17 protein-coding genes, 2 tRNA genes and 2 pseudogenes are annotated in these 25,021 nt (G+C 66.3%); 11 read left to right on the top strand and 10 right to left on the bottom strand.

Annotation, left to right across the window (positions count from 1 at the left end):
- Window positions 1-30 precede the first annotated feature (30 nt).
- Together N0A20_RS07130 and N0A20_RS07135 are read left to right on the top strand one after the other, a co-directional pair.
- Entirely contained in the window at window positions 31-882 is an 852-nt protein-coding gene (locus N0A20_RS07130; protein WP_260583856.1) for a LysR substrate-binding domain-containing protein, read from the top strand.
- 111 nt (window positions 883-993) lie between these two features.
- Window positions 994-1,320, top strand: a complete 327-nt coding sequence (locus N0A20_RS07135; protein WP_260583208.1) for a hypothetical protein — start codon at window positions 994-996, stop codon at window positions 1,318-1,320.
- A 35-nt stretch (window positions 1,321-1,355) separates the two neighbouring features.
- On the opposite strand, the gene N0A20_RS07140 is transcribed toward N0A20_RS07135, so the two are convergent.
- The 3 genes and pseudogenes from N0A20_RS07140 to N0A20_RS07150 all read right to left on the bottom strand — a co-directional run bounded on the left by N0A20_RS07140 (window position 1,356) and on the right by N0A20_RS07150 (window position 2,948).
- Window positions 1,356-1,430: transfer RNA gene (locus N0A20_RS07140), tRNA-Thr, on the bottom strand.
- 236 nt (window positions 1,431-1,666) lie between these two features.
- On the bottom strand, window positions 1,667-1,981 hold the full coding sequence (locus tag N0A20_RS07145; RefSeq protein WP_260583209.1) for a DUF1905 domain-containing protein: 315 nt from the start codon (window positions 1,979-1,981) through the stop codon (window positions 1,667-1,669).
- A gap of 6 nt (window positions 1,982-1,987) precedes the next feature.
- Window positions 1,988-2,948, bottom strand: a pseudogene (locus N0A20_RS07150) (peptidylprolyl isomerase).
- A gap of 74 nt (window positions 2,949-3,022) precedes the next feature.
- Between N0A20_RS07150 and N0A20_RS07155 the strand changes: the two are divergent.
- The 4 genes from N0A20_RS07155 (at window position 3,023) to N0A20_RS07170 (ending at window position 6,118) form a co-directional block, all read left to right on the top strand.
- A tRNA-Ser gene (locus N0A20_RS07155) sits at window positions 3,023-3,113 on the top strand.
- Window positions 3,114-3,436: 323 nt separating this feature from the next.
- Window positions 3,437-4,165: a type I restriction enzyme HsdR N-terminal domain-containing protein gene (locus tag N0A20_RS07160; RefSeq protein ID WP_260583210.1), complete on the top strand. Its 729-nt coding sequence runs from the start codon at window positions 3,437-3,439 to the stop codon at window positions 4,163-4,165.
- Window positions 4,113-5,138, top strand: coding sequence for a class I SAM-dependent DNA methyltransferase (locus N0A20_RS07165; protein WP_260583211.1), 1,026 nt, complete (start codon window positions 4,113-4,115; stop codon window positions 5,136-5,138). Before N0A20_RS07160 ends, N0A20_RS07165 begins: the two co-directional genes overlap by 53 nt.
- Window positions 5,135-6,118: a hypothetical protein gene (locus tag N0A20_RS07170; protein WP_260583212.1), complete on the top strand. Its 984-nt coding sequence runs from the start codon at window positions 5,135-5,137 to the stop codon at window positions 6,116-6,118. Before N0A20_RS07165 ends, N0A20_RS07170 begins: the two co-directional genes overlap by 4 nt.
- Before the next feature lie 146 nt (window positions 6,119-6,264).
- Here N0A20_RS07170 and N0A20_RS07175 read toward each other — a convergent pair whose 3' ends face one another.
- The 3 genes from N0A20_RS07175 to N0A20_RS07185 are packed head-to-tail and all read right to left on the bottom strand — an operon-like array spanning window position 6,265 to window position 11,906.
- A complete protein-coding gene (locus tag N0A20_RS07175) occupies window positions 6,265-7,665 on the bottom strand; it encodes an efflux transporter outer membrane subunit (protein WP_260583213.1) in 1,401 nt (466 codons plus the stop codon).
- Window positions 7,662-10,856, bottom strand: a complete 3,195-nt coding sequence (locus N0A20_RS07180; protein WP_260583214.1) for an efflux RND transporter permease subunit — start codon at window positions 10,854-10,856, stop codon at window positions 7,662-7,664. The genes N0A20_RS07175 and N0A20_RS07180 overlap by 4 nt, the downstream gene beginning before the upstream one ends.
- A gap of 6 nt (window positions 10,857-10,862) precedes the next feature.
- A complete protein-coding gene (locus N0A20_RS07185; RefSeq protein ID WP_312846615.1) occupies window positions 10,863-11,906 on the bottom strand; it encodes an efflux RND transporter periplasmic adaptor subunit in 1,044 nt (347 codons plus the stop codon).
- 382 nt (window positions 11,907-12,288) lie between these two features.
- On the opposite strand from N0A20_RS07185, the gene N0A20_RS07190 reads away from it, so the two are divergent.
- The 5 genes from N0A20_RS07190 to N0A20_RS07205 all read left to right on the top strand — a co-directional run bounded on the left by N0A20_RS07190 (window position 12,289) and on the right by N0A20_RS07205 (window position 19,630).
- Entirely contained in the window at window positions 12,289-14,574 is a 2,286-nt protein-coding gene (locus N0A20_RS07190; protein WP_312846616.1) for a hypothetical protein, read from the top strand.
- Between the two features lie 55 nt (window positions 14,575-14,629).
- On the top strand, window positions 14,630-15,499 hold the full coding sequence (locus N0A20_RS20045) for an autotransporter outer membrane beta-barrel domain-containing protein (RefSeq protein ID WP_312846640.1): 870 nt from the start codon (window positions 14,630-14,632) through the stop codon (window positions 15,497-15,499).
- Window positions 15,500-15,767: 268 nt separating this feature from the next.
- Complete coding sequence (locus N0A20_RS07195) at window positions 15,768-16,289, top strand: RNA polymerase sigma factor (RefSeq protein WP_260583215.1); 522 nt, start codon at window positions 15,768-15,770, stop codon at window positions 16,287-16,289.
- Window positions 16,279-17,217, top strand: coding sequence for a FecR family protein (locus N0A20_RS07200; RefSeq protein ID WP_260583216.1), 939 nt, complete (start codon window positions 16,279-16,281; stop codon window positions 17,215-17,217). Before N0A20_RS07195 ends, N0A20_RS07200 begins: the two co-directional genes overlap by 11 nt.
- 1 nt (window position 17,218) lies before the next feature.
- The gene (locus tag N0A20_RS07205; protein ID WP_260583217.1) at window positions 17,219-19,630 is read left to right on the top strand and encodes a TonB-dependent receptor domain-containing protein; all 2,412 of its coding nucleotides are present in this window, start codon (window positions 17,219-17,221) and stop codon (window positions 19,628-19,630) included.
- A 250-nt stretch (window positions 19,631-19,880) separates the two neighbouring features.
- Here N0A20_RS07205 and N0A20_RS07210 read toward each other — a convergent pair whose 3' ends face one another.
- The 4 genes and pseudogenes from N0A20_RS07210 to N0A20_RS07225 form a co-directional block, all read right to left on the bottom strand.
- On the bottom strand, window positions 19,881-21,020 hold the full coding sequence (locus tag N0A20_RS07210) for an acyl-CoA dehydrogenase family protein (protein WP_260583218.1): 1,140 nt from the start codon (window positions 21,018-21,020) through the stop codon (window positions 19,881-19,883).
- A 106-nt stretch (window positions 21,021-21,126) separates the two neighbouring features.
- Window positions 21,127-22,321 (bottom strand): annotated as a pseudogene (locus N0A20_RS07215) (acyl-CoA dehydrogenase family protein).
- A gap of 128 nt (window positions 22,322-22,449) precedes the next feature.
- On the bottom strand, window positions 22,450-23,337 hold the full coding sequence (locus tag N0A20_RS07220) for a PAS domain-containing protein (protein ID WP_260583219.1): 888 nt from the start codon (window positions 23,335-23,337) through the stop codon (window positions 22,450-22,452).
- Between the two features lie 68 nt (window positions 23,338-23,405).
- Entirely contained in the window at window positions 23,406-25,019 is a 1,614-nt protein-coding gene (locus tag N0A20_RS07225; RefSeq protein ID WP_260583220.1) for a pilus assembly protein TadG-related protein, read from the bottom strand.
- Window positions 25,020-25,021 lie beyond the last annotated feature (2 nt).

Here is a 25,021-nt window from a genome sequence, read left to right on the forward strand (position 1 = left end):
GAACATGCCACGCCTTCCCCCCTCAGCAGCATGGAGGCCTTTCTGGAGGTCGCCCGCCACGGTACGGTCAAGGCCGCCGCGAGCGAGCTCGGGCTGTCGATGCCGGCGCTGTCGCGGCGGATCCAGACGCTCGAACATGCCGTCGGGCGTCCGCTGTTCGACCGCCACCACCACGGCCTGCGGCTGACCGAGACGGGCCGCGCGCTGCAGGACCAGCTGTCGCCGATTCTCGACGATCTGCGCTCGGTCATCGTCCAGGCGGGAAGTCCCGATGCGTCGATGCGGCTTCACCTCAACGTGCTGCCGCTCTTTGCCCAGCAGCGGCTTTTTCCCCGCATGCCGGAACTGCGGCAGAAGCATCCCGAACTGCATATCGACATCGAAACCATGTCGCATGCCGAGGCCCGGCTCGGCGACGGCATCGACGCCGCGATCGCGCTCGCGCGATCGATCGACCCGGTACTCTATGCGGCGCGGCTCGATCAGGACAAGGTGTTCCCGATCGCGGCGCGCACGCTGCTGGATGGCACCCGCCCGATCGCGGTGCCCGAACAGTTGCAGCGCATGACCATCCTCGTTCACCGCGAAATGCCCGAGACCTTCGCCGAATGGAAAAAGGCGATCGGCATGCCTTATCTCGAACCGGCAGGGATCGATTATTTCGATTCGGGACCGCTGATGCTCGAGGCCGCGGCGCAGGGGATCGGCGTCGCCTTCATGCACGGCCATCATTACGACGATGCGCACGACCCGCGGCTGATCCGCCTGTTCGATTTCGATGTCGAAAGCCCGTACAGCTATTGGTTCGTCTGCCGCCCGCGCGCGCTGCGCCAGCCTGCGGTGAAATTGTTCCACGACTGGCTGCTCGCGGCGAAAATCTAGCCGGATTCACCCGTTGTTCAGACGGCAAAGCCGACCCTCCCGGTGTTTCCAGCCGGAGATCGCCGATGCGCCCGTTCCTGACCGCCGCCGTCCTTATCCTGCCGCTGGCCGGTGCCCACGCGCAGTTCATGCCGCGCACGCCGCCGCCCAGCGAGCGGCTGCCGACGATCGTCGACATGGGTACCCGTCCAGCTAGGCCCGTCGATCGGCAGCGACCTGCTCGATCTGCGTGACCGCATCGACGCGCGGCGCGAGACGGGCGACCTGTCGAAGCGCGAAGCGCGCGCGCTGCGCCGCGAAGCGCGGCAGATCGAAGCGCTGACCGAACGCTATGGCCGCGACGGGCTGTCCGATTCCGAACGGCGCGAAATCGACATGCGCACCCAGGCGCTGCGCGGCCTTGCGGGCGCACCCGTCACCGCGGCGAACGGCAAATAGCCCCGGCGGGCGATCCGATGCGGTTTCCGGGAAAATGGTGCTGCTGGACAGGATTGAACTGTCGACCTCGTCATTACCAATGACGCGCTCTACCACTGAGCTACAGCAGCAACCGGGCCGCCCGCAAATGCGTCTTTGCCGGGCAGGCGCGGCCTATGGCGGGACGCCCCGCCCCTGTCAAGGCGATAGGCTTGACGCTGGACAGATTCCCTTGGCATGGGCGGGTTCGTGAGCAAGACACCCTCCCCCGCCGAGATCGAACGCGAACGCCGCCTGGCGGAGGCGTTGCGCGAAAATCTGCGCAAGCGAAAGGCACAGGCGCGCGAGGCGAAAGCCGGAACCCCGCCTAAAGACTGACGGTCACCGTCACCTCGTCGCCCTCGGCCAGCCCCTCGGCCTTGCGCACCGCCGCTTTCACCGGCAGCAGCCAGCCGCCGCTTTCGCGGTGCGGAAAGACCGAGGTGTTCCAGCGCGTATCGCCGATCGTCGCCGCGACCCGCGCCGAGCCGAATCCGCCGCGCTTGTCGAGCCACTGCCCCGACATGGCCGCAAAGCGAATGCCGTCGGCCGCTTCGCCCGCGATCGTCAGGAAAAACCAGGCCGCCGGGGCGGTCGCCGACTGCCAGCGCCAGAGCGGCGTAGTGGTCGTAAAATCCTCCACGTCGGCCTATTTCACCTCACGCACCGGCACCGGAATATTGCACACGTCCGCGCCGCCCGCCGGGCGGATGAAAAAGGGATCGCGCCGGTTTTCGCGCGCGTCGGCATATTTCGCGAAGCTCGCGCTCTCGGTCGACAGATATTCGAACTTCGGCTGCTCGGCGGGCGGCAGGTCGGTCGCGATGCGGATCGAACGGATCGGCACCCGCTCCTTCGCATCCTCGTAAAAGCCGAGCGCGCCGGTGCCGCGCGGCAGGCTCGACAGATGTTCGATCCCGCTGACCACGCGCCCGACAAGCGCGATATTGCGGTCGAGGTGCCGCGGCGCCTGCCCGATCACCGTATAGAGCTCCGCGCCCGAGCCCGTATCGGGCGACATGTTGCGGCCCACGCCGACCATGCCGTAACAATGGAGCGGCCAGACGATCTGCCCCGAATTGAAATCGTCCTCGTTCACATGGCCCAGACCCAGCGGCCAACCCTTGTAGAGGGTGATCGCCCCGGCATAGGGATCGTTGACCTGGAACAGCGGCAGAAAGGCGTCCTCTGGCTCGGGCGCGACATAGTCGCCCTCGGTCATCGTGGCGAGTCCGTCGGGCAGCGGCTTCTTCTCGGTCGCATCGCCCCATTGCACGACATAATTGTCCTGCACGCGGTTGACGCTCGTCCCGTCCCACCAATGCGCCGCAGCGAGCTTGCGGATATTGCCGATCCAGCCCTGGCCAAGCGGCGCGGGCAGCAACTGGATGACGACGCGGCGCGGCGGCGCCTTCTTGCCCTTGGCGAGCGGCGCCAGGTCCATCACCAGCAGGTCGGACGCCGGAATCGCGATCCAGTCGCTCGCGCGGCGCGGCGGCGGCGACTTCGCCCGGCGACGGGATTTCGGGCGCGGGCGGCGGCGTGTCCTGCGCGGCGGAAGGAACGGCGAGCGCGAGGGCTGCGGCGGCGGCGAGGAAGCTGTGTCTCATGGGCCGTGTCTGCCACGCCCAACCGGCTTGCGAAAGCCCCGCCAAGCGATTAGGGCGCCCCTTCCAGTGCATGCGGAGCGGTGGCCGAGTGGTCGAAGGCGCTCGCCTGGAAAGTGAGTATACGTCAAAAGCGTATCGAGGGTTCGAATCCCTCCCGCTCCGCCAAACACCGCCGATTACCTCATAAATTTGCCGACTATCTCCTTAATTATCAACCGGATATGCTCTGGCACACGATTGCCTACGTGCAGGGGTTTTCGCACGCCCTACCACCTTGGTTGAAATTGTTCGTTTTAAGAACGACTTACTGCCAGATGCCGCCGATTTACCTCCGTGCGTGCCTGCCCAGAATTTTCTCTGAGTTTGGGAGCTAGGTCGACGAGTGATAACCGCTGCAAAAAAGAGCAGCTCGCAAAGTTTCCTGACTGGTCCCTCTGGATAAAAAGGGGTAACTCGTTTCTCACCGTATTATTTGAGCAGTGGGCGAGATGGCCGAACCGACACCAACGAAGCCAGAAGAAACCGTTAGGCAACAGATCCTCAAGGATTTGATGCGCCTCGGCTGGAAAGAAACGCAGCTTCGTTGGAAGCCCGAGTGGCAAGTTCCCGACACCCCTCACGACCTGACCAAGCGGGAGCGCGGGCAGAAATATGCGGTGTGCGGTTCGGCGGACTTGGTGGCTTTCGCCGACGATAGCGGCGAATGGTATGCTCTTCAGGTCATCTTCGAATTCAAGGCACCAGACATTGCGCACGGCAAGGCGCAACTCTTGCGCTACCTCAGCAATGAACCCATGGCCAAAATGGGCTTCTGGACGAACGGAAGCCAAACGCTGGCGGTCTACAAGCGCCACCAGTCGGAATGGGTGTTTGTCGAGAATGCGGGGCTGCCGCACCCGACTGACGACCTAACTCAGCCGCCAGACGTTCCTCCGACGTGGAACACCATGCGACAGCCGAGCGAAGCCGAACTATCCGGTGCGCTCAAGCGACTAGTGGCGACTGTAGTAGTGTCGGACCCCCATGTGGTCAGGCGGGAGGACCAGCTTCGCGAGTTGCTGCATATCCTTCTTGTGAAGCTGGAAAGCGACGCTATCGCCAGCCGGTCAGCCAACCGTGATAATTCGGTGGATTTCCAGAATCTATGGCGACGCATTAACGAAGGTGGCAATCACGGCAAGCAAAGTCCGCGAGAGCTACAAAGAATATTTTCATAAGCAGCGTACCAGAATCTTCAATCAGGCAGATCGGGAAGAGCTATTCCTAAGCGACGATACAATTTTCTCTGTTGTCGCGGAGCTTAGCCCCTTCCGCATCCTGGGAGACGACGTGGATCTTCTGGCGAAGGCGTTCCAGATTTTCCGCACATCGGCCCTGAAGAGCGGCGAAGGGCAATACCTTACCCCTCTTCGTGTGGTCCGACCCGCCGTGATGGCTATGGAAATCACATCGGGCGACAAGGTGATTGACCCCGCCTGTGGCTCGGGCGCCTTTGTCGTGGAGGCCTTGCGGCAGGTGGCGCAACGCGAGTTCCCCGGCGATGATGAAGCCTATCATCTGGTGAAGTGGGCAAACGATAACCTCTATGGTGTGGACAAGGACGACATTGGCGTAAAGCTGACTAAGGCGACCATGGTCGCGATGCGCGACGGCTCGACCCATGTCCTGTTAGGTGACGCAATTCGGACGAATCTATGGCCCGCCAAATACCCCAAGCTCGGGCAAGAGTTGGGCACGCCAACAGAAAAGTTCGGCCTTGAGCAATTTACGGTTGTAATCACAAATCCACCTTTCGGCGAAAGCCTCAAGGTGAAAGCGGCAGACTGCCGAGCGGCGGGCTACACAATTTCCACCTATGCAGCGATGAAAGGTCCGACGGATCATACCGATCTTGAAATTGGACTGGTCTACCTAGAGCAATGCTACCGACTTCTCCGGGTAGGTGGACGCGTAGGAATAGTTCTGCCAGAGACGTATTTCTTCAGCTACTCCTACCGTTGGCTTCCCTACTGGTTAAATGGCCGTCTCGCTCTACGCGGAATGCTCAACATTCCTATGGAAGCATTTGAAGAATTCTGCCGAGCGAAAACAAACTTCTACATTTTCGAGAAGGTCGGGCACGTGGAAACAGAATTCGATTCCACCACGATTCCCAAGAAAAAGGTCGCGAAAAAAGGGGCAGGCAAATGAGCATCCGCAAGCCAAGCTGGTTTTCCAGCGACACCATTATGGTCTCGACTGCACCCACATGCGGCCTGACCAAGGGCGGACGCCTACTGCCGATAGTTAATCCGGCCACCGGCAAGCGGGTGCAGGAGATTGACCCCGAGACCGGGGCCGCCGTGGACGCCATAGACGACAAGCTGAAGGAGGACGCGATAGCCCTTTCAAAGGGGCAGCAGACCGACACGTTGTCGTTTATCCCTGCCGCTGACATAGACCTCCGGTGCGCTGTTCCGGTCTATTACGATCACCGCTACCGCGACCAGTTCAACGAAGCGATGAAGCTGCCTCAGTTTGAAGGCTTCGAAGCGGCTTCCATTGGCGCCCTGATCAGCCGGGGCACTTTGACGGTTCGGGGTGGTCATGGATCGCCCTCGCAGGACGAACGAATTGGCGATGTTCCCTACATCAAAGTGTCTGACCTTCGCGCCGGGCTGGTTAACATCAACCCGACGAATCGCATTCCCCTTTCCGTAGCAAAGAAGTTTTGGGGTGGCCCGGAGTCGGGGCTGAAGGCATTTGACCTGTTGTGCCCGGAGCGAACGTCCAAAAACATTGGCGACTTCTGCATTCTATTGCCGGGACAGGAACGGGTCGTAACAACGAAAGAGGTCATCGTTCTTCGTCCCGGTCCGAGGGCGAACTTCGATCCGTTCTACCTGCTTTGGGCTCTGTCGCTAAAGGTGGTCCGCGATCAGTGGCGTCGCATTATCTTCATGCAAACGAATCGGGAAGACGTAGGTAAGCGCTATCTCGAAATTCTGCTTCCGGTGCCGCCCACAGGCAAACGTGCGAACGAGGTTTCGCAGCCGTTTCGCACCTACTACCAGACGCTTGCGGCAGCTCGTTCGTCCTTATCCGACTATCTTAATCAAGATAAGCAGCACCATTTTTTCGTGTCTGGTGCCGAAGAGCTTGTGGCTGCGGATAGTGGCTTTGATGAATGAAGAATCTTCGATAATGCTCACCCGCACGGAACGAGTTTGACTGATAGCTTCGGGTTCGAGACCAGCAATTCGCTCCTGCCGCAATTTTGGAGGGCTATAGCGTAGGTGTAGTTCTCTGTTTCTTCGGCTTCGGTCCGCCAACTGCCTCAGTTTTCCTGCACCCCGTCATCGCCGAGCGTGCGGTACAGCGTGATCCGGTTGCGGATCGCGGCGAGTTCGACCGCGATCTGCGCGCGCCGCGCGCTGTAGAGGCTGCGCTGCGCGTCGAGACTCGACAGGAAGCTGTCGATGCCGCCGCGGTAGCGCGCCTCGGTCAGCCGCGCCGTGTCGGCGGCGGCATCGGTGTTGGCGCGGGCGGCGCGGAGGCGTTCGCCGAGCGTACCCTGATCGGCGAGCGCGTCGGCGACTTCGCGGAACGCGGTCTGGATCGCGCGCTCGTAGCTGGCAAGCGCCGCATCGCGCTGCGCCTCGCTGACCGCGACGCCCGCGCGGCGCCCGCCCGCGTCGAAGATCGACAGGCTGGCATCGGCGCCCGCGCTGAAACGGAAGGCGTCGCCGGTGAACAGCGAGCCCAGCGCATCGCTCGCGAAACCGAGCAGCCCGGTCAGCGAGATCGTCGGGAACAGCCGCGCGCGCGCCACGCCGATGTCGGCATTGGCGGCGCGCAGCAGATATTCGGCCTCGACCACATCGGGGCGGCGCAGCAATATTTCGGAGCTGGTGCCCGCGGGCAGCGTCGCGATCGACGCGCCGACCTCGTCGAGGTCCTGCGGCAGCAGCGCCTTGTCGTAATCGGCGCCGACAAGCAGGCGGATCAGATTTTCGTCCTGAGCGACGGCCGCGGTCTGCAGCGCGAGGTCGCCTTCGGCGGTCGCGAGGATCTGTTCGGCCTGGCGCAGGTCGGTGCGCGGCGCGACGCCGCCATCGAGCCGCGCGCGGGTCAGGGCGACGCTGCGCCGCGCGTTTTCGGCGGTGTCGCGCGCGATGGCGAGCAGTTCGCGGTCGGCGGCATGGTTCGCCCACGCTTCCGACAGATCGGCGATCAGCGACAGGCGCACCGTGCGCGCGACCGCTTCGGTCGCCAGTGCCCGGTCGCGCTCGGCGGCGGTGGCATTGGCGAGCCGTCCGAACAGGTCGAGCTCGAACGCCGACACACCCGCCTGCAACGCATAGCTTTCACGTCCGCGGGTCGCGACGCCGCCCGACACGCCGCCGTCGGAGTAGTCCGCCGATCCGCTGACGCCGATCGCCGGGAATTGCGCCGAGCGCGTCACCCGGACCTGCGCCCGCGCCGCCGCGACATTGGCGGCGGCGACGCGCAGGTCGCGGTTGTTGGCGAGCGCCTGCTCGATCAGCGCCTGCAGGCGCGCGTCGCGGAACAGCGCGGCCAGCGCCACGCGCGGCAGCGCCGCCTCGCTTTGCGCGAGGTAGGCGTCGCCCACCGGCCACGACATCGGCACCGGCGGCGCCGGCTGCACATATTTGGGCGCCAGCGAACAGGCGCCAAGCGCCAGCGTCGCGGCGGTCAGGAACAGGCGGCGCGTCACGCGGTGGCCGCCTTGTCGCCCCGGCGGCGGCCGATCCATTCGCGCGCCGCTTTCAGCCCGTCGCGCACGCCCCTCCTGACGAGGACGAAGAAGAGCGGGATGAAGAAGATCGCGAGGAAAGCGGCGGTCAGCATCCCGCCGATCACGGCGGTGCCGATCGCGACGCGGCTGTTGGCGCCCGCGCCGGTGGCGATTGCGAGCGGCAGCACGCCGAAGATGAAGGCGAAGCTGGTCATCAGGATCGGGCGCAGGCGGATGCGCGCCGCCGCGACCGCGGCTTCGATCACGCGCTTGCCCTTGCGCTCCTCCTGCTCGGCGAACTCGATCATCAGGATGGCGTTCTTCGCCGCCAGCCCCATCGTCGTCAGCAGCCCGATCTGCAGATAGACGTCGTTCTCCAGCCCGCGCAGCGTCACCGCGACCACCGCGCCGATCAGCCCCAGCGGAATGACGAGCAGCACCGCGAGCGGGATCGTCCAGCTTTCATAGAGCGCGGCGAGGCAGAGGAATACGACGAGCAGCGAGATGGCATAGAGGAAAGGCGCCTGTCCCGACGACAGCCGCTCCTGATAGGAGGAACCCGACCAGGCGACGCTCGTCCCGGGGATCTCGGCCGCCATCCGCTCCATCTCGTCCATCGCCTCGCCCGAACTCGTGCCCTCGGCGGGCTGGCCCGATATTTCGAAGGCGGGCACGCCCTGGAAGCGCGAACTGCTGCTCGGCGTCGTCGACCAGCCGGTCCTGGCAAAGGCCGAGAAAGGCGACATCTCGCCATCGGCCGAGCGGACATACCATTGGGCCAGATCCTCGGGCCGCGAGCGATAGGGCGCATCGCCCTGGACATAGACGCGCTTGACGCGCCCCTTGTCGATGAAGTCGTTGACGTAGCGGCCGCCCCAGGCGGTCGCCAGCGTCGCATTGACGTCGCTGTTGTTGAGGCCATAGGCGGTTAGCCGCTGCGTATCGATATCGACCTTGAGCGTCGCAACGTCGGGCAGGTCCGACAGGCGCACCGAGGTCAGCTTGGGGTTCGCATTCGCCATCGCGAGCAGCTTTTCGCGCGCGGCGACGAATTCGTCGCGGCTCATGCCGCTGCGGTTCTGGAACTGCATGGTGAAGCCCGCCGAATCGCCGAGCCCGCGTACCGCCCCCGGAACGAGCGCGAAAATCTGGGCATCGCGCAGCCCGCCCAGTGCCTTGCGCGCACGGTCGGCGATCGCATCGGCGCTGTTCTCCTTGCCCGGGCGATCGTCCCAATGGACGAGGTTGACGAAACCCTGCCCGGTGTTCTGCCCCGCCGCGGCGCCGCCCCCGCCGCCCGCGATCAGGAACAGCGCGCCGGTGTTCGCCTTCTCCTCGGTCAGCATATATTTTTCGATCGCGTCGCGAACCTCGAGCGTGCGCCCCTGCGTCGCGCCGGCGGGAAGCCGGAACTGGATCTGGACGCGCCCCTGATCCTCGTTGGGCAGGAAACCGCCGGGAAGACGCAGGAACAGCAAGGCAAGCGCGGCAAACAGAAGAACGTAAAGGCCGAGGAAGAGCCATTTGCGGTCGACCACCTTGGTGACGCTGCCGACATAGCGCTCGACGACGCGGTCGAAGCGAGTGTTGAACCCGTCCTTCGCCCGTTCGAGCCACGCCCTGGCGCCCGCGAAGCGTCCGGTCGCGGGGGCCGCGTCGCCGTGGCTCTTGGGCTTGAGCAAGGTCGAGGTCAGCGCGGGGCTCAGGATCAGCGCGACGAGCACCGACAGCGTCATCGCCGATATGATGGTGACCGAGAACTGGCGATAGATGACCCCGGTCGATCCGCCGAAAAAGGCCATCGGCAGGAACACCGCCGACAGCACCAGCGCGATCGCGACCAGCGCGACCTGCAATTCCTGCATCGACTGGATCGTCGCCTCGCGCGCCGACATTTCGGGATGCTCTTCCATCAACCGCTCGACATTCTCGACGACGACGATCGCGTCATCGACGAGCAGGCCGATGGCGAGCGTCAGCCCGAACAGCGTCAGCGTGTTGATGCTGAACCCCAATATATAGAAGACGGCGAATGTCCCGAGCAGCACCACCGGCACCGCGATCGCCGGGATCAGCACCGCGCGCCAGCTCTGCAGGAACACGAACATGACGAGGATGACGAGCAGGATCGCCTCCAACAGCGACTTCTGCACCTCGCTCACCGACAGCTTGATGAAGGCGGTCGAGTCGTTCGCGTAGGAATAGGTCAGCCCGTCGGGGAAGTCGGCGGCGAGTTCGGCCATGCGCGCCTTGACCCGGTCGGCGGTTTCGAGCGCGTCGGAGCCCGGCGATAGCGAGATCGACATGCCGGCGCCCGGATGCCCGTTGATGCGGCTGATCACAGCGTAGCTTTCGGCGCCGACCTCGACCCGCGCGACGTCCTTGATCCGCACCGTCGATCCGTCGGGCAGCGTCTTGAGCACGATATTCTCGAACTCGGGGACGGTCTGCATCCGCGACTGCGCGGTCACCGTGGCGTTGAGCATCTGACCCTGCTGCGACGGCAGGCCGCCCACCTCGCCCGCCGCGACCTCGCTGTTCTGCGCGCTGATCGCCGAAATGACGTCGCTCGGCATCAGCGCCACCGCGGCGAGCCGCTGCGGGTTGAGCCAGATGCGCATCGCGTGCGGGCCGCCGAAGATATTGACCTCGCCGACCCCCTCGACGCGCGACAGCGGGTCCTGGATGTTCGACGCCATATAGTCGGACACGTCCTGATTAACGCGCGTGTCGGTCTCGTCATAGACGCCGACGAGCAGCAGCGTGTCCGAATTGGCCTTGGTGACGCGGATGCCCTGCGCCTGCACCTGCTGCGGCAGGCGCGACAGCGCCGACTGGATCTTGTTCTGAACCTGCACCTGCGCGATGTCGGGGTCGGTCCCCTTGGCGAAGATCGCGGTGATGTTCGCCTGCCCGCGCGAACTCGACTGCGAGCTGAAATAAAGCAGCCCGTCGATCCCGGTGAGCTGCTGTTCCAGCACCTGGGTGACGCTGTTCTCGATCGTCTCGGCCGATGCGCCCGGATAGGTAGCGCGGATATTGACCTGCGCCGGCGCGATGTCGGGATATTGCTCGATCGGCAGCAGGTTGAGCGCGCCGAAACCGCCGAGCATGACGATGATCGCCAGCACCCAGGCAAAGATCGGGCGGTCGATGAACAGGCGTGACATGGGCGGTCAGCTACCCTTCTTCGCCGGTCCGCCCGCTTCGGTCCCCTTGAGCGCCCCGACCCGCTGCGCGCTGCCCGCCGCGACCGGACGGATCGGTTGTCCGGCGCGCAGATTGCCCAGGCCCTGGCTGATCACCTTGTCACCCGGCTTCAGCCCCTCGGTGACAATCCAGTCGGTGCCGAGCGTGCGGTCGGCGGTGACCTTGCGGCGCTCCGCCTTATTGCCCTTGCCGACCAGATAAACGAAGGCCGATCCGTCGAAATCGCGCTGCAGCGCCGCCTGCGGAACGCGGAAAGCGTTCGCTTCGACGGCCTGGTCGAACACTGCCTTCACGAACATGCCGGGAAGCAGCGTCCCTTGCGGATTGGGAAAGCGAGCGCGCAGCGTCACCGTGCCGGTTGCCTCGCTGACCACCGCTTCGGAAAATTCGATCGTCCCCGCAAAGCCATAGGCGCTGCCGTCCTCGAGCCGCAGCCGCACGCTCGTGCTGCCCGGCTGAACGCCCCCGCTGGCGATCGACTGACGCAGCGCAGTCAGTTCCGCACTCGATTGCTGCATGTCGACATAGATGGGATCGGTGCTCTGGATGACCGCCAGCGGATCGGCCTGGTTCGCGTTGACCAGCGCGCCCGCCGTGAACAAGGTGCGGCCGATGCGGCCGCTGATCGGGGCGGTGATCGTCGTATAGCGCAGATTGATCCGCGCGGTTTCGAGCGCCGCGGCATTTTGCGCGACGACGGCGTTGGCGACCCGCGCCTGCGCCGCGGCGTCGGTATAATCCTGCTTGGCGATCGCCTCCATCTCGGCAAGCGGACGGAAACGGTCGGCCTTGACCTTCGCGGCCTCGGCGCTCGCGCGCGCGCTCGACAGATTGGCCGCGGCTTGGTCGACCGCGGCGCGGTACAGGCTGGCGTCGACCTGGAACAGCGGCTGCCCGGCCCGCACATAACTGCCCTGCTCGAAAAGGCGGCGGCGGATGATGCCGTTGATCTGCGGCCGCACTTCGCTGGTCTCGAAGGCCACGGTACGCCCGCCGAGTTCGATCGGCACCGGCACCGTTCCCGGTTGCGCGACGATATAGCCGACCTGCGGCGGCTGGCGATTGCCGTTCCCCTCGTCGCCGCCCGAACAGCCGCATGAGCAAGGCCATTGCCACGCAGATAGCGCCGAGGCGAATGCCCGGCAGCCCTGATACGATCATTCGACGAACCTTTTCCGGCTTGGGGAGAGCCTGTTTCCCATATCCTTCAGCAAATTGGGCGGCGCAGCGCAATGCCTGTGGTTACGATTGCGACAAGTTGCGACAAAATAGATTTGCCGCCGCCCGATCGCAAAAGGTCGTGGCGGCGGAATTTTTTCCAAGGTCCGGTGCCGACGGCTCCGTCCTGAAATTGTTGCGGGACCCATCCCGCCCGATTTCAAGAGGATTTTCATGCGCAAGACCCTGTTCGCATCCACCTGTCTGGTGGCTCTCATGGCGACCCCCGCCTTCGCCGAAACCACCATCGGCACCGCCACGACCGCGCCCGTGCGCACCTCCACCGTGAAAACGGGCACGCCGGACGACATCAAGATCGCGGCGGCGGGATCGGTGACCCTGACCAGCGGCACCGCCGTCACGATCGACAGCAACCACAAGGTCGTCAACGACGGCACGATCCAGATCACCAACAGCGACGGCGCGACCGGGATTTCGGCGAACGCCAGCACCGTCGGCGGGATCACCAACAGCGCGACCGGCAAGATCATCATCGACGAAACCTATGCCCCGACCGACATCGACAATGACGGCGACCTCGACGGTCCCTTCGCGGTCGGCAGCAACCGCGTCGGCATCGCGACGCAGGGCGCCTTCACCGGCAATATCGTCAATTCGGGCGCGATCACGGTCGAGGGCAACGACTCGGCGGGCATTCGCCTGGGCGGCCCGCTGACCGGCAATTTCACCAACGATGGCACGATTTCGGTCCTCGGCGACCGCGCGCTCGGGGTCGGGCTGCAGGATGTGACCGGCAATGTCCGCCTTGCCGGGACGATCACCGCGACCGGGCTCGATGCCACCGCCGCGCGGCTCAGCGGCAATATCACCGGCGCGCTCGTCGTGCAGGGCAATCTGACCGCAACGGGCTATCGCTTCACCAGCCCGCCCGCCGACCCGTCGAAGCTCGACGCCGACGACCTGCTGAACGGTGGCCCGGCGCTGTCGATCGAGGGCGACGTGACCGGCGGGATCGTCCTCGCCGTCCCGCCCAAGGACAGCAGTTCGACCGACAATGACGAGGACAAGGACGGCATCGAGGACGCGAAGGAAGGCTCGGCGGTCGTCCGCTCCTTCGGCTCGGCGCCGGCGATGCGCATCGGCGCCGCGAACCGCGATGTGACGATCGGTCCGGTCGCCGGGACCGGCACCAACTTCGGCGTGATCGTCGACGGCACGATCCTCGGCAACGGCCTTTATACCGGCAAGGACGCCACCGCGGTCCAGATCGGCGGCCTCGGCGGCAACGTCACCGTTGCCGGCGGCCTCGCGATCGGCAGCAGCGGCAATGTGACCGCGATTTCGAACGGCGCCTCGGCGACCGCGATCCGGATCGGTGCGGGCGCGACGCTCCCCGAAATCCGCAACGCCGGCAAGATCGAGGCGTCGGGCGGCAAGGACGCCACCGCGATCACCACCGGCATCCTCGTCGAGGCGGGCAGCAACGTCGGGATGATCCGCAACAGCGGCACCATCGGCGCCAAGGCGGCGGGCAATGACGGCACCGCGCGCGGCATCGTCGACCTGTCGGGCAATGTCGACCTGGTCGAGAACAGCGGGACGATCAGCGCCACCGGCGCGCTCGCGACCTCGGGCCGCAACATCGCGATCGACCTGTCGGCGAACGGCGGCGGCGCGACGGTCAAGCAGACCGCCGTCGCCTCGGGCGTCGCGGCGCCCGCGATCGTCGGCGACGTGCGCTTCGGCGCGGGCAATGACGTTTTCGACATCGCTGACGGATCGGTGAAGGGCAACAGCTTCTTCGGCGCCGAGCAACAACAGCCTCGCCCTCTCGGGCGACGCGATTTACGAAGGCAATGCGACCTTCGGCGGCGGCAACGACAGCATGACGCTGGCGGGCACGTCGAAATTCACCGGCCTTGCCGATTTCGGCGGCGGCACCGATACGCTGACCATCGGCGGGACGTCGGTCTTCTCGGGCCGTCTCGCCAACGCCCAGGGCCTGTCGGTCGCGGTCAACGGCGGCACCTTCGATGTCGGCGGCGCGGCGACCATTTCCTCGCTCGCCGTCACCGACAAGGGCGTGCTCGGCGTCACCCTCGACGGCGGCAGCAGCGGCACCGCGATCCAGGTCACCGGCAACGCCAGCTTCGGCGCCGACTCGAAACTCGCACTGCGCCTCACCAGCCTCGACAATGCCGAGGGCCAGCATATCGTGCTGACCGCGGGCACGCTGACCGGTGCGAACAACCTGACGACCAGTTCGACGCTGCTGCCCTTCCTCTACAAGGGCACGCTGACCTCGAACGCGACCCAGCTGATCGTCGATGTGTCGCGCAAGAATGTCACCGAGCTCGGCCTCAACCGCTCCGAGGGCAGCGCCTTCGACGCGGTGATCGACGCGCTGGCGGCCGACGAGGATATCGAGCAGGTGTTCCTCGACATCACCGACGGCGCGCAGTTCAGGAACCAGCTCGGCCAGATGCTGCCCGAGCATGAAGGCGGCGTGTTCGAGACCGTCACCTCGGGCTCGCGCGCGCTCGGCCGCTATCTGATGGACCCGAACGCCCCGTTCCAGGACGAGGGCAAATGGGGTTACTGGATCAATCAGGCCGTCTGGGGCACGTCGAAGAGCATCGGCGACACCGCCGGTTACGACGTGACCGGCTGGGGCGTCTCGCTCGGCGCCGAGATCAAGACCGATGTCGGCAATTTCGGCGGCTCGGTCGCCTATCTCAGCGGCAAGGACGGCAACGCCAGCAATGCCAACGAGGTTTCGTCGAGCCAGTTCGAGGGCGCCTTGCACTGGCGCCTGCGTTCGGACGGCTGGATGGCAAGCGCCCGCGTCTCGGGCGCCCCGATCAGCTTCAAGGGCACCCGCCTGTTCCAGGCCGAAGCCGGCGCCGAGGACATCAACGAAACGATCCGCGGCAAATGGGACGGCACGCTGTGGTCGGCATCGGGCTCGCTGGCGCACGACGGCCGCCTCGGCGGCCTGTCGGTGCGGCCGATGGTCGCGGTCGATTATTACAAGCTGAAAGAGGACGGCTACACCGAAACGGGCGGCGGCGACGCGCTCGACCTCACCGTCCTCTCCCGCGACAGCGACGAACTCGCGGTGTCGGGCACCGTCGCGGTCGGCCTCGATTTCGGCGGCGCCGACGAATATGACGGCTGGACGCGCTTCGAGATCGAAGGCGGTCGGCGCCAGATCGTCGGCGGTTCGCTCGGCACGACGACGGCGTCGTTCAAGGACGGCACGCCCTTCACCCTTACCCCCGATGATCGCACGAGCGGCTGGGTCGGCCGCATCCGCGGCATCGCCGGCAATTCGGCCTTTCAGGTCGGCGGCGAACTGTCCGCGGAAGAACAACAGAGCCATGTGGCCTGGGCATTCCGTGCGAGCCTCAAGGTTGGCCTCTAGCCCCCCGGCCAACCTTGCGCGCAAGGGGGAAGCATACCCCACCCTCCAGCTTCCCCCTTGCCTTGCCCTTCACGAACGATCGAGGATCATGATTGCCGCCACCGCCCTTCCCCTCCCCCGGCAGAAGCATCGCTTCGGTGCGGGCGGGGCCACGCCGCGGTTGCGCGCGGCGCACGGCACGCTATATGACGGGGCCGCCAGGGGGACGTGGGGCACCGGTGCAACAGGTGTCGTTCAGCAACAGATGGCGTTCCGAATCAATCCTTCCATGACCGAGGCGACCGACGCATCCGGCCCCGCGCAGGGCATCGAAGGCGTGCTGCTCGCCAACCGCGACCGCATCGTCCGTTTCCTCGAGGCGCGCGGCGCGGGCGACGGCGCCGAGGATTTGTTCCAGGACCTGTGGATGCGGCTGACCGAACGGCGCAGCGGGCCGATCGCCGATCCCCTGTCCTATGTCATGCGCGCCGCGAACAATCTGATGCTCGACCGCTATCGCTCGGCGCGCCAGCGGATGCTGCGCGACCATGCCTGGAGCGAAACCGGTGCGGTCGAAAAACCCTCGGCCGAAGCCGCGCTCATCTCGCGCGAGCAGCTCGCGCGGGTCGAGGCCGCGATCGCCGCGACCGGCGACCGCCCGGCGCGCATCTTTCGCCGCTTCCGCATCGACGGCATCGCCCAGCGCGACATCGCCGCCGAATTCGGCGTCAGCCTCAGCACGGTGGAGGCCGATCTGCGCAAGGTTTATGCGACGCTCGCCGCGGTCAGGAGGCAATTCGATGACGTCTGACACGACCGCCATCGAAGCCCGCGCGATCGACTGGGTCATCGCCCAGCGCGACCCCGGTTTCGCCGACTGGGACGGTTTCGCCGACTGGCTGGCCGAGGATACGGCGCACGCCGCCGCCTATGATGCCGTCGCGCTGCTCGACGCCGATCTCGACGCCCTGCCCGCGCGGCCCGCCTCCCTCGTCGCCGTCAATGATGAGGCCCCCGCCCCGCGCCGCCCGTCGCGCCGCGCTTGGTTCGGCGGGGCGATCGCCGCCGCGCTGGTCGCCGCGATCGCGCTGCCCAACCTCGGCCTGTTCGGCGATCCCGACCGCATTCAGACGGCGGCGGGCGAACATCGCACCCTGACGCTGGCCGACGGGTCGAAGATCGAAATCAACGGCGGCTCGGTCGTCCTGCTCGACGAGGACCGCCCGCGCTTCGCGCGCCTCGAAAGCGGCGAAGCGATGTTCCACATCGTCCACCGCGAGCGCGATCCCTTCGTGGTCGAGGCCGGCGGCAACCGCATCGTCGATCTCGGCACCGCCTTCAACGTCGTCCGGCGCGACCGGCAGACGGCGGTCGCGGTGTCGGAAGGGATCGTGGTCTACAATCCCGGCCGCGACAATGTCCGCATGCTTGCGGGCGAAAGCATCGAGGCCGGCGACGGCGACAAGACGCCGCCGAAGGTGCGCCGCATCGACGCCGCCTCCATAGGCGGCTGGCGCAGCGGGCTGCTCGTCTATCCCGGCACGCCGCTGACGGTGGTCGCCGAGGATCTGCGGCGCACCGCCGGCATGGAGGTCGCCATCGCGCCTTCGGCGGCGGGCATCGGTTTCCGCGGCGCACTGGTCGTGAGCGACGATCGCACCCGCACGGTCGCCGACCTCGCCGCGCTGTCGGGCACCCGTGCCGAAAGGCGCGGCGACGGCTGGGTGCTGACGCGCTGAGATGCGGCATCGCCTGCCCCTTCTGGCCGCCGCTGCCCTGCTCTGCGTCCCCGGTGCGGCGTCGGCGGCCGAAGAACGCAGCTTCGATGTGCCGCGCGGCACGCTCGCCACCGCCCTGCCCCTCGTCAGCCGCCAGGGCGGGGTCAGCATCAGCGTCGGCGACGCCCGATTGTGGAACGGCCGCGTCAGGCCGGTGCGCGGGCGGATGAGCGTCGAGGAGGCGATCCGCCGGATGCTCGCCGGCTCCGACGCGCGCGCGGTGCGCGTCAGTGCGACGAGCTGGCGGATCGAGCGCCGCCCGCCGGTTGCCAAGGTCGCGCGCCGCGCCACCTCGCCGCCGCCGCAACCGCCGCCGAGGCCCAGCGTGCCGGTCGATGTCATCGCGCCCCCCGAGGACGACATCATCGTCACCGCCTCCAAGACCGACATTCCCCACGCGAATTTCGCGGGCGTCGCCACCCTTCTCGGTGGCGGCGATTTGGCGTTCGGCGGCGAGCGCGGCATGGATTCGATCCTGTCGCGCATGGCGACCGTCTCCTCGACCCATCTGGGTTCGGGGCGCAACAAGCTGTTCATCCGCGGCATCGCCGATTCCAGCTTCACCGGCCCGACCCAGTCGACCGTCGGCCAGTATCTCGGCGACATCCGCCTCAGCTACAATGCGCCCGATCCCGACCTGCGCCTCTATGATATCCAGAGCGTCGAGGTGCTCGAAGGGCCGCAGGGGACGCTTTATGGCGCGGGCTCGCTCGGCGGCATCATCCGCGTCGTGCCGCGGGCGCCCGATCCCGACGTCCGGTTCGTCCAGGCGAGCGCGGGCGTCTCGGTCACCCAGCATGGCGATCCCGGCGGCGACATCGGCGCGACGCTGAACCTGCCCGTCGCGGACGGCCGCCACGCGCTCCGTCTCGTCGGCTATATGGTCAGCGACGGCGGCTATATCGACAATATGCTGCGCGGGCAGAAGGACACCAATCGCGTCGATGTGCGCGGCGGCCGCGGCACCTTCCGCTTCGACGCGGGCGACGACTGGACCGTCGATCTCGGCGGCGTCTATCAGTCGATCAAGTCCGAAGACGCCCAATATACCGACCGCGACGCGCCGCCGCTCGTCCGCAATTCGATGGTCGATCAATATGCGCGCGCCAAATATGGCATGGGCACGATCGTCGTCATGAAGGACTGGGACGGGCTGCATTTCCAGTCGTCGAACGCGGCGGTCAGCCACCGCGTCATCGAACGCTTCGACGCGAGCAAGCCCGGCGATCCGCCGCGGATCCTCGACCAGCGCAACGCGACGCGCCTGTTCGTCAGCGAAACGCGCCTGTCGCGGCCCTATCGCGACGGGCTTGGCTGGGTGATCGGCGCCAGCATCCTCGACAATCGCACGCGCCAGAACCGCGAATATGGCGATGCCTTCGCGCAGGCGCCGCTGACCGGCGTGACCAACAGCATCACCGAATTCACCGGCTATGGCGAGGCGACGGTGGAGATCGTCCCCTATGTCGTCGCCTCGGGCGGGCTGCGCCTGTCGCACGCGCGGCTCGGCGGCAGCGGCGAGGATGTGCCGTTCGCCCTCGCCGCGGCGAACCGCGCCATCGCGATCGAGGCGCACCGCACCGAAACCGACCTTCTGCCCTCGGCGTCGCTGCTCGCCTCGCCCGTCCACAATGTGACGCTCTATGTGCGCTATCAGGAGGGGTTCCGTCCGGGCGGCCTCGCGGTCGACAGCAATTTCGTCCGCCGTTTCCGCAACGACCGGGTCCAGACCGTCGAGGGCGGCGTCCGCTTCGGCGAGAAGGGCCACACGCCCTTCGACGCCAATATCGCGGTCTCGCACAGCCGCTGGCGCGACATCCAGGCCGACTTCATCGATTCGAACGGCTTCCCCAGCACCGCGAACATCGGCGACGGGCGGATCACCAGCATCTCGGGGGCGCTGGCGGTACGGCCGATGCCGGGCCTGTCGTTCGATCTCGGCGCGGTCTACAACCACAGCCGCGTCGACAAATTGTTCGCCGAAGCGCTGCGCTCGATCGTCGTCCAGAATGCCAGCGCGGGCGGGATTGTCATCGGCACCCCGGTCGGCGCCGACGGCACGGTGCCGACCTCGGTACTGATCGGCCGCCTCGGCCAGATCCCCAATGTCGCGCGCTACGCGGCGCGCGCAGCGGTCAATTACGAAACCGTGATGGGCGACGAGGATTTCCGGCTCAACGGCTGGGCCAATTATGTCGGCCCGTCGCGGCTCGGCATCGGCCCGATCCTCGGCGAGGGCCAGGGCGATTATGTCGACACCGGGCTCGCGATGCGGCTGGGCAATGGCCGAGCGCGGCCTGTCGCTGACGCTGACCAACCTCTTCGACGCGCGCGGCAACCGCTTCTCGCTGGGCACGCCGTTCGTCGAGGGTAGCGCGGGCTATCTGACCCCGCTGCGCCCGAGAACGCTGCGGATCGCGGTCGACGTGGCTTATTGATTGCGGCCGGAGGGCCAAGGTGGGGTTCCCGCCATTCCCCTCCCTTTTAGGGAGGGGTTAGGGGTGGGTAGCGGGCGTAGCGAGCAAGAAGGAAGAGCACCGCCTTCGGCGGTTACCCACCCCCAGCCCCTCCCTTGCAGGGAGGGGAGGTAGATGCCCGCTACCGCCCAAAACCCGCCAACACCTCTACTCCGCCAAAGTCAGCGCCTCATAACGCTCCATATGATAATCGGCGCTGCCGAACTGGCCCTCGATCATCGTCGCGCGCTTGAAATAATGGCCGATCGCCAGTTCCTGCGTGATGCCGATGCCGCCATGGGTCTGGATCGCGTTCTGGCCGACGAATTTCGCGCCGCGCGCGACCTTGTTCTTTGCCGCCGACACCGCCGCCTTGCGTTCGTCGGCGGGCAGGCCCAGCTTCAGCGTGCCCATGATCGTCATCGAGCGCGCCTGTTCGACCTCCATGAACATGTCGACCATGCGGTGCTGCAGCACCTGGAACTTGGCGATCGGAATGCCGAACTGCTTGCGCTGCTGCGTATATTCCAGCGTGCCTTCGTGCAGCTTCTGCATCACGCCGGTCGCTTCGGCGCAGACCGCGACGGTCGCCTCGTCGACCACCTGTTCGATCAGCGCCAGCCCCTCGCCCTCGCCGCCGAGCAGCGCGTCGGCGGGGATCGCGACATTCTCGAAATAGATTTCCGACGCGCGGCTGCCGTCGACGGTGGGATAGTCGCGGCGGACGATGCCCGCCAGACTGGCGTCGATCAGGAACAGCGACACGCCGTCCCTGTCGCGCTGGCCGCCAGAAGTGCGCGCGGTGACGAGCAGCTGCGTCGCCCAAGGCGCGGCATAGACGACACCCTTATGGCCGTTCAGCACATAACCCTCGCCGTCCTTCTTCGCGGTCGTGCGAAGATTGGCGAGGTCGTAGCGGCCCTGCGGTTCGGCATAGGCGAAGGCGACGATGACATTGCCCGCGATGATCTCGGGGATGAACCTGTCGGCCTGCGCTCCGCCGACGGCCTTCAGCGCGCCGCCCGCGATGACCACGGTCGGCAGGTACGGCTCGATGCCGAGAACCTTGCCCAGTTCCTCCATGACGATCGCATTTTCGAGCGCGCCGCCGCCGAGGCCGCCATGCTCTTCGGAAAAGGAAGCGCCGAGCATCCCCAGGTCCTGCGCCAGCGCGGTCCAGATCGCCGGGTCGCGGCCTTCGTCGCTGGCGATGAACTTCTGGCGCGTCTCGAAATCATAGGTGTCGCCGAGGAAGCGGGCCAGCGTGTCGCGGATCATGTCCTGCGTTTCGGTGTAGGTGAAATCCATCTTCTTGTCCTCGTCGCCCCCGCGTAGGCGGGGCCGCTGTAGGTTTACATTGCGGTGCCGGAAAAGGCCGATCGCGGCCCCCGCCTTCGCGGGGGCGACGCGCTTGTCAGAGGCCGAGCACCATCTTCGCGATGATATTGCGCTGGATCTCGTTCGACCCGCCGTAAATCGTCGTCTTGCGGACGTTGAAATAGGTCGGCGCCGCGCGGTGCGCATAGTCGGGGCCGATCGGATGCTCGTTGTCGCCCTCTCCGAAACCGCGGAAATAGGGGGCGCCATAATGGCCGACCGCCTCCAGCGTCAGTTCGGTCAGCCGCTGCTGGATTTCCGATCCCTTGATCTTGAGCAGGCTCGATTCCGGCCCCGGACCCTTGCCCGCGTTCGGGCTAGGCCAGGCTGCGCAGCTCGGTGAATTCGAGCGCGGTCAGGTCGATCTCCAGTTCGGCGATCTTGCGCTTGAAGAAGGCGTTCTGGATCAGCGGCTTGTCGCCATCGAGCTCGGTGCGCGCGATGTCCTTGACCTTCTCGACCCCGCGCTTCGACGCCGCAACGCCGGCGATGCCGGTGCGTTCGTGCGCAAGCAGGAATTTGGCGCAGGTCCAGCCCTTGTTCTCTTCATAGACGCGCTGCGACTGCGGCACGCGGACGTCCTCCAGCCACACCTCGTTGACCTCATGCTCGCCGCCCAATGTGATGATCGGGCGCACGGTGATGCCGGGCGACTTCATATTGATGAGAAGGAAGCTGATGCCTTCCTGCTGCTTGGCGTCCTTGTCGGTGCGGACGAGGAAAAAGCCCCAGTCGGCGTGCTGCGCCATCGTCGTCCAGGTCTTCTGGCCGTTGACGATATAGTCGTCGCCGTCGGGCACGGCGGTCGTGCGCAGGCTCGCGAGGTCGGACCCGGCGCCCGGCTCCGAATAGCCCTGGCACCACCAATCCTCGCCCGACAGGATGCGCGGCAGGAAATAGGCCTTCTGCTCGGGCGTGCCGAAGGTGTAGATTACCGGCCCGACCATCGCGAGGCCGAAGGGCATCAGGCGGATGCAGTCGGCGCGCGCGGTTTCCTCGGAGAAGATGAACCGCTGCGTCGGGGTCCAGCCGGTGCCGCCATATTCGACCGGCCATGCGGGGGCGACCCAGCCCTTGTTGTACAACACCTTGTGCCAGGCGAGGAAATCCTCCTTGCTCAGCTCTTCGCCCTCATCCTGCTTGCCGCGCAGTTCCTGCGGGTAATTTTCGGCGATGAAGCTGCGCACTTCCTGCTGGAAGGCGAGGTCTTCGGGGCTGAACTCCATGTCCATGACGATTCTCCCAAGGGCTGTGCCGCCCTTATATGGACGGTTCACGCTTACGTAAAGGTAAGTTGTATTTCGCTACTAGATATGCGCGACCATCGTGAAAATCCGCCGCCTTGTCCAGCGCGCCGATGTTATCGCCGCGTCACCAGCACCACCGCCCCGTCGCTGAAATAGGCGTTGCGCCGTTCGGCGATCGACAGCGTCACCGGCACGATCGCGCCGTCGCGAACCACCAGGTCGGATTCGATCCGCACCGGTCGGCCCGCGCGCAGAACATCCTCCAGCGCCTCAGAGAATTGCGCCCGCCGCGCGACCGCCAGCAGCGCCGAGAATTTTACCCGGCGGATCGCCTCGCCGCTCACGCCGAGCATCGCCGCCAGCGTATCATTGGCCTGTTCGACCGCCTCGCGCAGCGAGATCGCGGCGCGCCCGATGCCGCCGTCCGTGTCGAGCGCGCGCAGCGCCGCCGCACGCGCATCGCTCGCCTCGAGCGCGGCCATCGCCTCGCTGACGTCGCGCAGGATGATCGCTCCGCCGACCGGCAACGGGATCAGATCGGCGTGCAGCCACTGCCCGGGCCGCAGCAGCGAGGGCAGGTCGCCCGAAAAACGCTCGCGATGGTCGATCATGCGCTGGATGTGATGAAAGATCAGGCTGGTCTCGATTCCCGGCAGCGCCGCCGCGAGCGATTGCCCGATCAGCGACGAGGCCGCGCGCTCGACCATGTCGCTCGCGGCGGGGTTGAGCGCCGCGATCCGCCGCTCGCGGTCGATCAGGATCAACCCGTCGCGCACCGATTCGAGCAAAAGTATCTGCGATTGCGCCAGCTGCGCCGACGCCGACGGCCCATCGCCCGCCCCGCCCATCCGGCGATATTGGTCGAGTGAGATCAGCACATGCGCATCCTTGCCATGATGGGTGACCACTACCGGCTGGCGCGCCGAATGAAGGCGCCAACTGGCGAAACCGCGAATGAAATCCGCCGCCGATACGCGCTCGTAGGCCGGGCCTGTGTTCATGATATCCTCCGAAGCTTGCCGCTCGTGCCTGTTACGGCGGCGGCGCGGCGCCCTCGCTCCGTTGCGGATCAACCCACCAGCTTCGCCTGGCCGCAGCGGAGCGCGTTGACCCGCGCGTCGGCTTGCCCGACATGGACGCCGAGCACGCCCGTGACCTGCTCCAGAATGCCGTCGAGCAGCGGCGCCGTCGCGCCGACGGTCGTCGCGACAAGCGACTTCAAGCTGTTGAGATTCAAGCCGATCCCGATGACCGACGCGCTGAGGTCCATCCGGTCCGCAAGCGACCTGGCCGCGCCCGCGACCAGCCCGGTGCTCGACACCGTCTTGACCGTCCCGGCCGCGATATTGTCGCGCGAAAAGGCGAGCGGTTTTTCCGCCAGATCGGACATAACCAATTCGGCTTCGGCATCGACGCTCGCGAGCGGCAGTTTCAGCAGCTGCGCCTTCTGCGGATCGAGCGGGCGGTTCATGTCGCGGAAATCGCTGTCGCTCACCTTGCCGATGGCCAGCGATGCGGGCGCTGTGGTCACGGCCAGTTTCACGGCCTCGGCCGCATTCTTGCTACAGTCGATCGACGCGATGCGCGCCGAAGCCGAGCCGAGTTCGGCGAGGATCGGCAGTTCGACGGCCGCCACGGGGGTCGCGATCCTGGTGTCCAGCCGCAGCCGGACCTGCGCGGTGCGCACCACCACCTGATTGTCGTCGGTGACCGCGATCAGCGGCGAATTGGCGGGCGGCTCGCCGACGATGAGCGCCAGCTTGACGTGCGACCCGCCGGGCAGCGCGCCGACGAGATCGAGATCGACCTGACGGTCGGCCGCCCCGAGGAGCAGCATCGTCCGCAGCAGGCTGAGCAGGTTGACGCGCACCGGGTTGGCACCGTCGACGCGCACGCTCGACGCGCGCGGACCAAGGTCGATCGCCGTCGCGGGAATGAGTTGCGTCGCGCTGGCACGCGCCGCCATATGGTCGAGAATCGGCGCCACCGCGGGGTCGGCCGCCGCCGCGAGCGCCGACAGCACTTGCGGCATCGTCACCTGGCTGTCGAGCGTCTGGCCGAAGGTCAGCGCTTCGACCCCGATCTCGCTGCGCAGCGCATCGGAAAATCGGAGCAGGTCGACGTCGGCGCTGGCGAGCGCATTATAGTCCATCAGCGACAGGTTGAGCTCGCTGCCCGTCAGCGAGGACAGGATCGCGTTCGGCAGGCCGCCGCTGACCGCGGCAACCCGCGACCCGAGCGAGAAGGCCGCATAGCCGCGCCGCGATCCGGTCGCCGCCGCGCTGATCACATTATGCCTGCGCCCGGTCAGGAAGCGGCCGAAAAACAGCGGATGATCGCGCTTCAGCACGATCCGCACCGCATTGGGCGCCGCGCCACCCGCAGAGAAACGCTGTTCCGCGGCCACGCCGAGGTCGTCGGCATAGCTTCCGCGCGTGAGCGCCGCGATCACGATGTTGCAATCGCAGTTGGCCGCGATGATGCGCTCGGCCGCCGCGCGCTCTTCGCCAGGCTTTGCCGCCGCCGCCAGTGCCGCGGCATCGGCGATCCCCTGCAGCTTGCGGCGATCGAGATGGAGCGAGCCGACATCGACCGCCAGCGCCGCCGCGCCGATCAGCATCACCAGGCCGAAAGCGGCGGCGATGCTGATGCTGCCGCGGTCATCGCGAACCAGGCGCGGCAAGA

The sequence above is a fragment of the Sphingopyxis sp. PET50 genome, from assembly GCF_025244705.1.
Lineage (GTDB): Bacteria > Pseudomonadota > Alphaproteobacteria > Sphingomonadales > Sphingomonadaceae > Sphingopyxis.

Bases quoted from the DNA above. Each gene is read 5' to 3' on its own strand.
- N0A20_RS07220 (WP_260583219.1), bottom strand. From the start codon at position 23,337: ATGAACACAGGCCCGGCCTACGAGCGCGTATCGGCGGCGGATTTCATT.
- N0A20_RS07195 (WP_260583215.1), top strand. From the start codon at position 15,768: ATGACCGAGGCGACCGACGCATCCGGCCCCGCGCAGGGCATCGAAGGC.
- N0A20_RS07200 (WP_260583216.1), top strand. From the start codon at position 16,279: ATGACGTCTGACACGACCGCCATCGAAGCCCGCGCGATCGACTGGGTC.
- N0A20_RS07210 (WP_260583218.1), bottom strand. From the start codon at position 21,020: ATGGATTTCACCTACACCGAAACGCAGGACATGATCCGCGACACGCTG.
- N0A20_RS07130 (WP_260583856.1), top strand. From the start codon at position 31: ATGGAGGCCTTTCTGGAGGTCGCCCGCCACGGTACGGTCAAGGCCGCC.
- N0A20_RS07205 (WP_260583217.1), top strand. From the start codon at position 17,219: ATGCGGCATCGCCTGCCCCTTCTGGCCGCCGCTGCCCTGCTCTGCGTC.
- N0A20_RS07170 (WP_260583212.1), top strand. From the start codon at position 5,135: ATGAGCATCCGCAAGCCAAGCTGGTTTTCCAGCGACACCATTATGGTC.
- N0A20_RS07180 (WP_260583214.1), bottom strand. From the start codon at position 10,856: ATGTCACGCCTGTTCATCGACCGCCCGATCTTTGCCTGGGTGCTGGCG.
- N0A20_RS07160 (WP_260583210.1), top strand. From the start codon at position 3,437: ATGGCCGAACCGACACCAACGAAGCCAGAAGAAACCGTTAGGCAACAG.
- N0A20_RS20045 (WP_312846640.1), top strand. From the start codon at position 14,630: ATGGACCCGAACGCCCCGTTCCAGGACGAGGGCAAATGGGGTTACTGG.
- N0A20_RS07190 (WP_312846616.1), top strand. From the start codon at position 12,289: ATGCGCAAGACCCTGTTCGCATCCACCTGTCTGGTGGCTCTCATGGCG.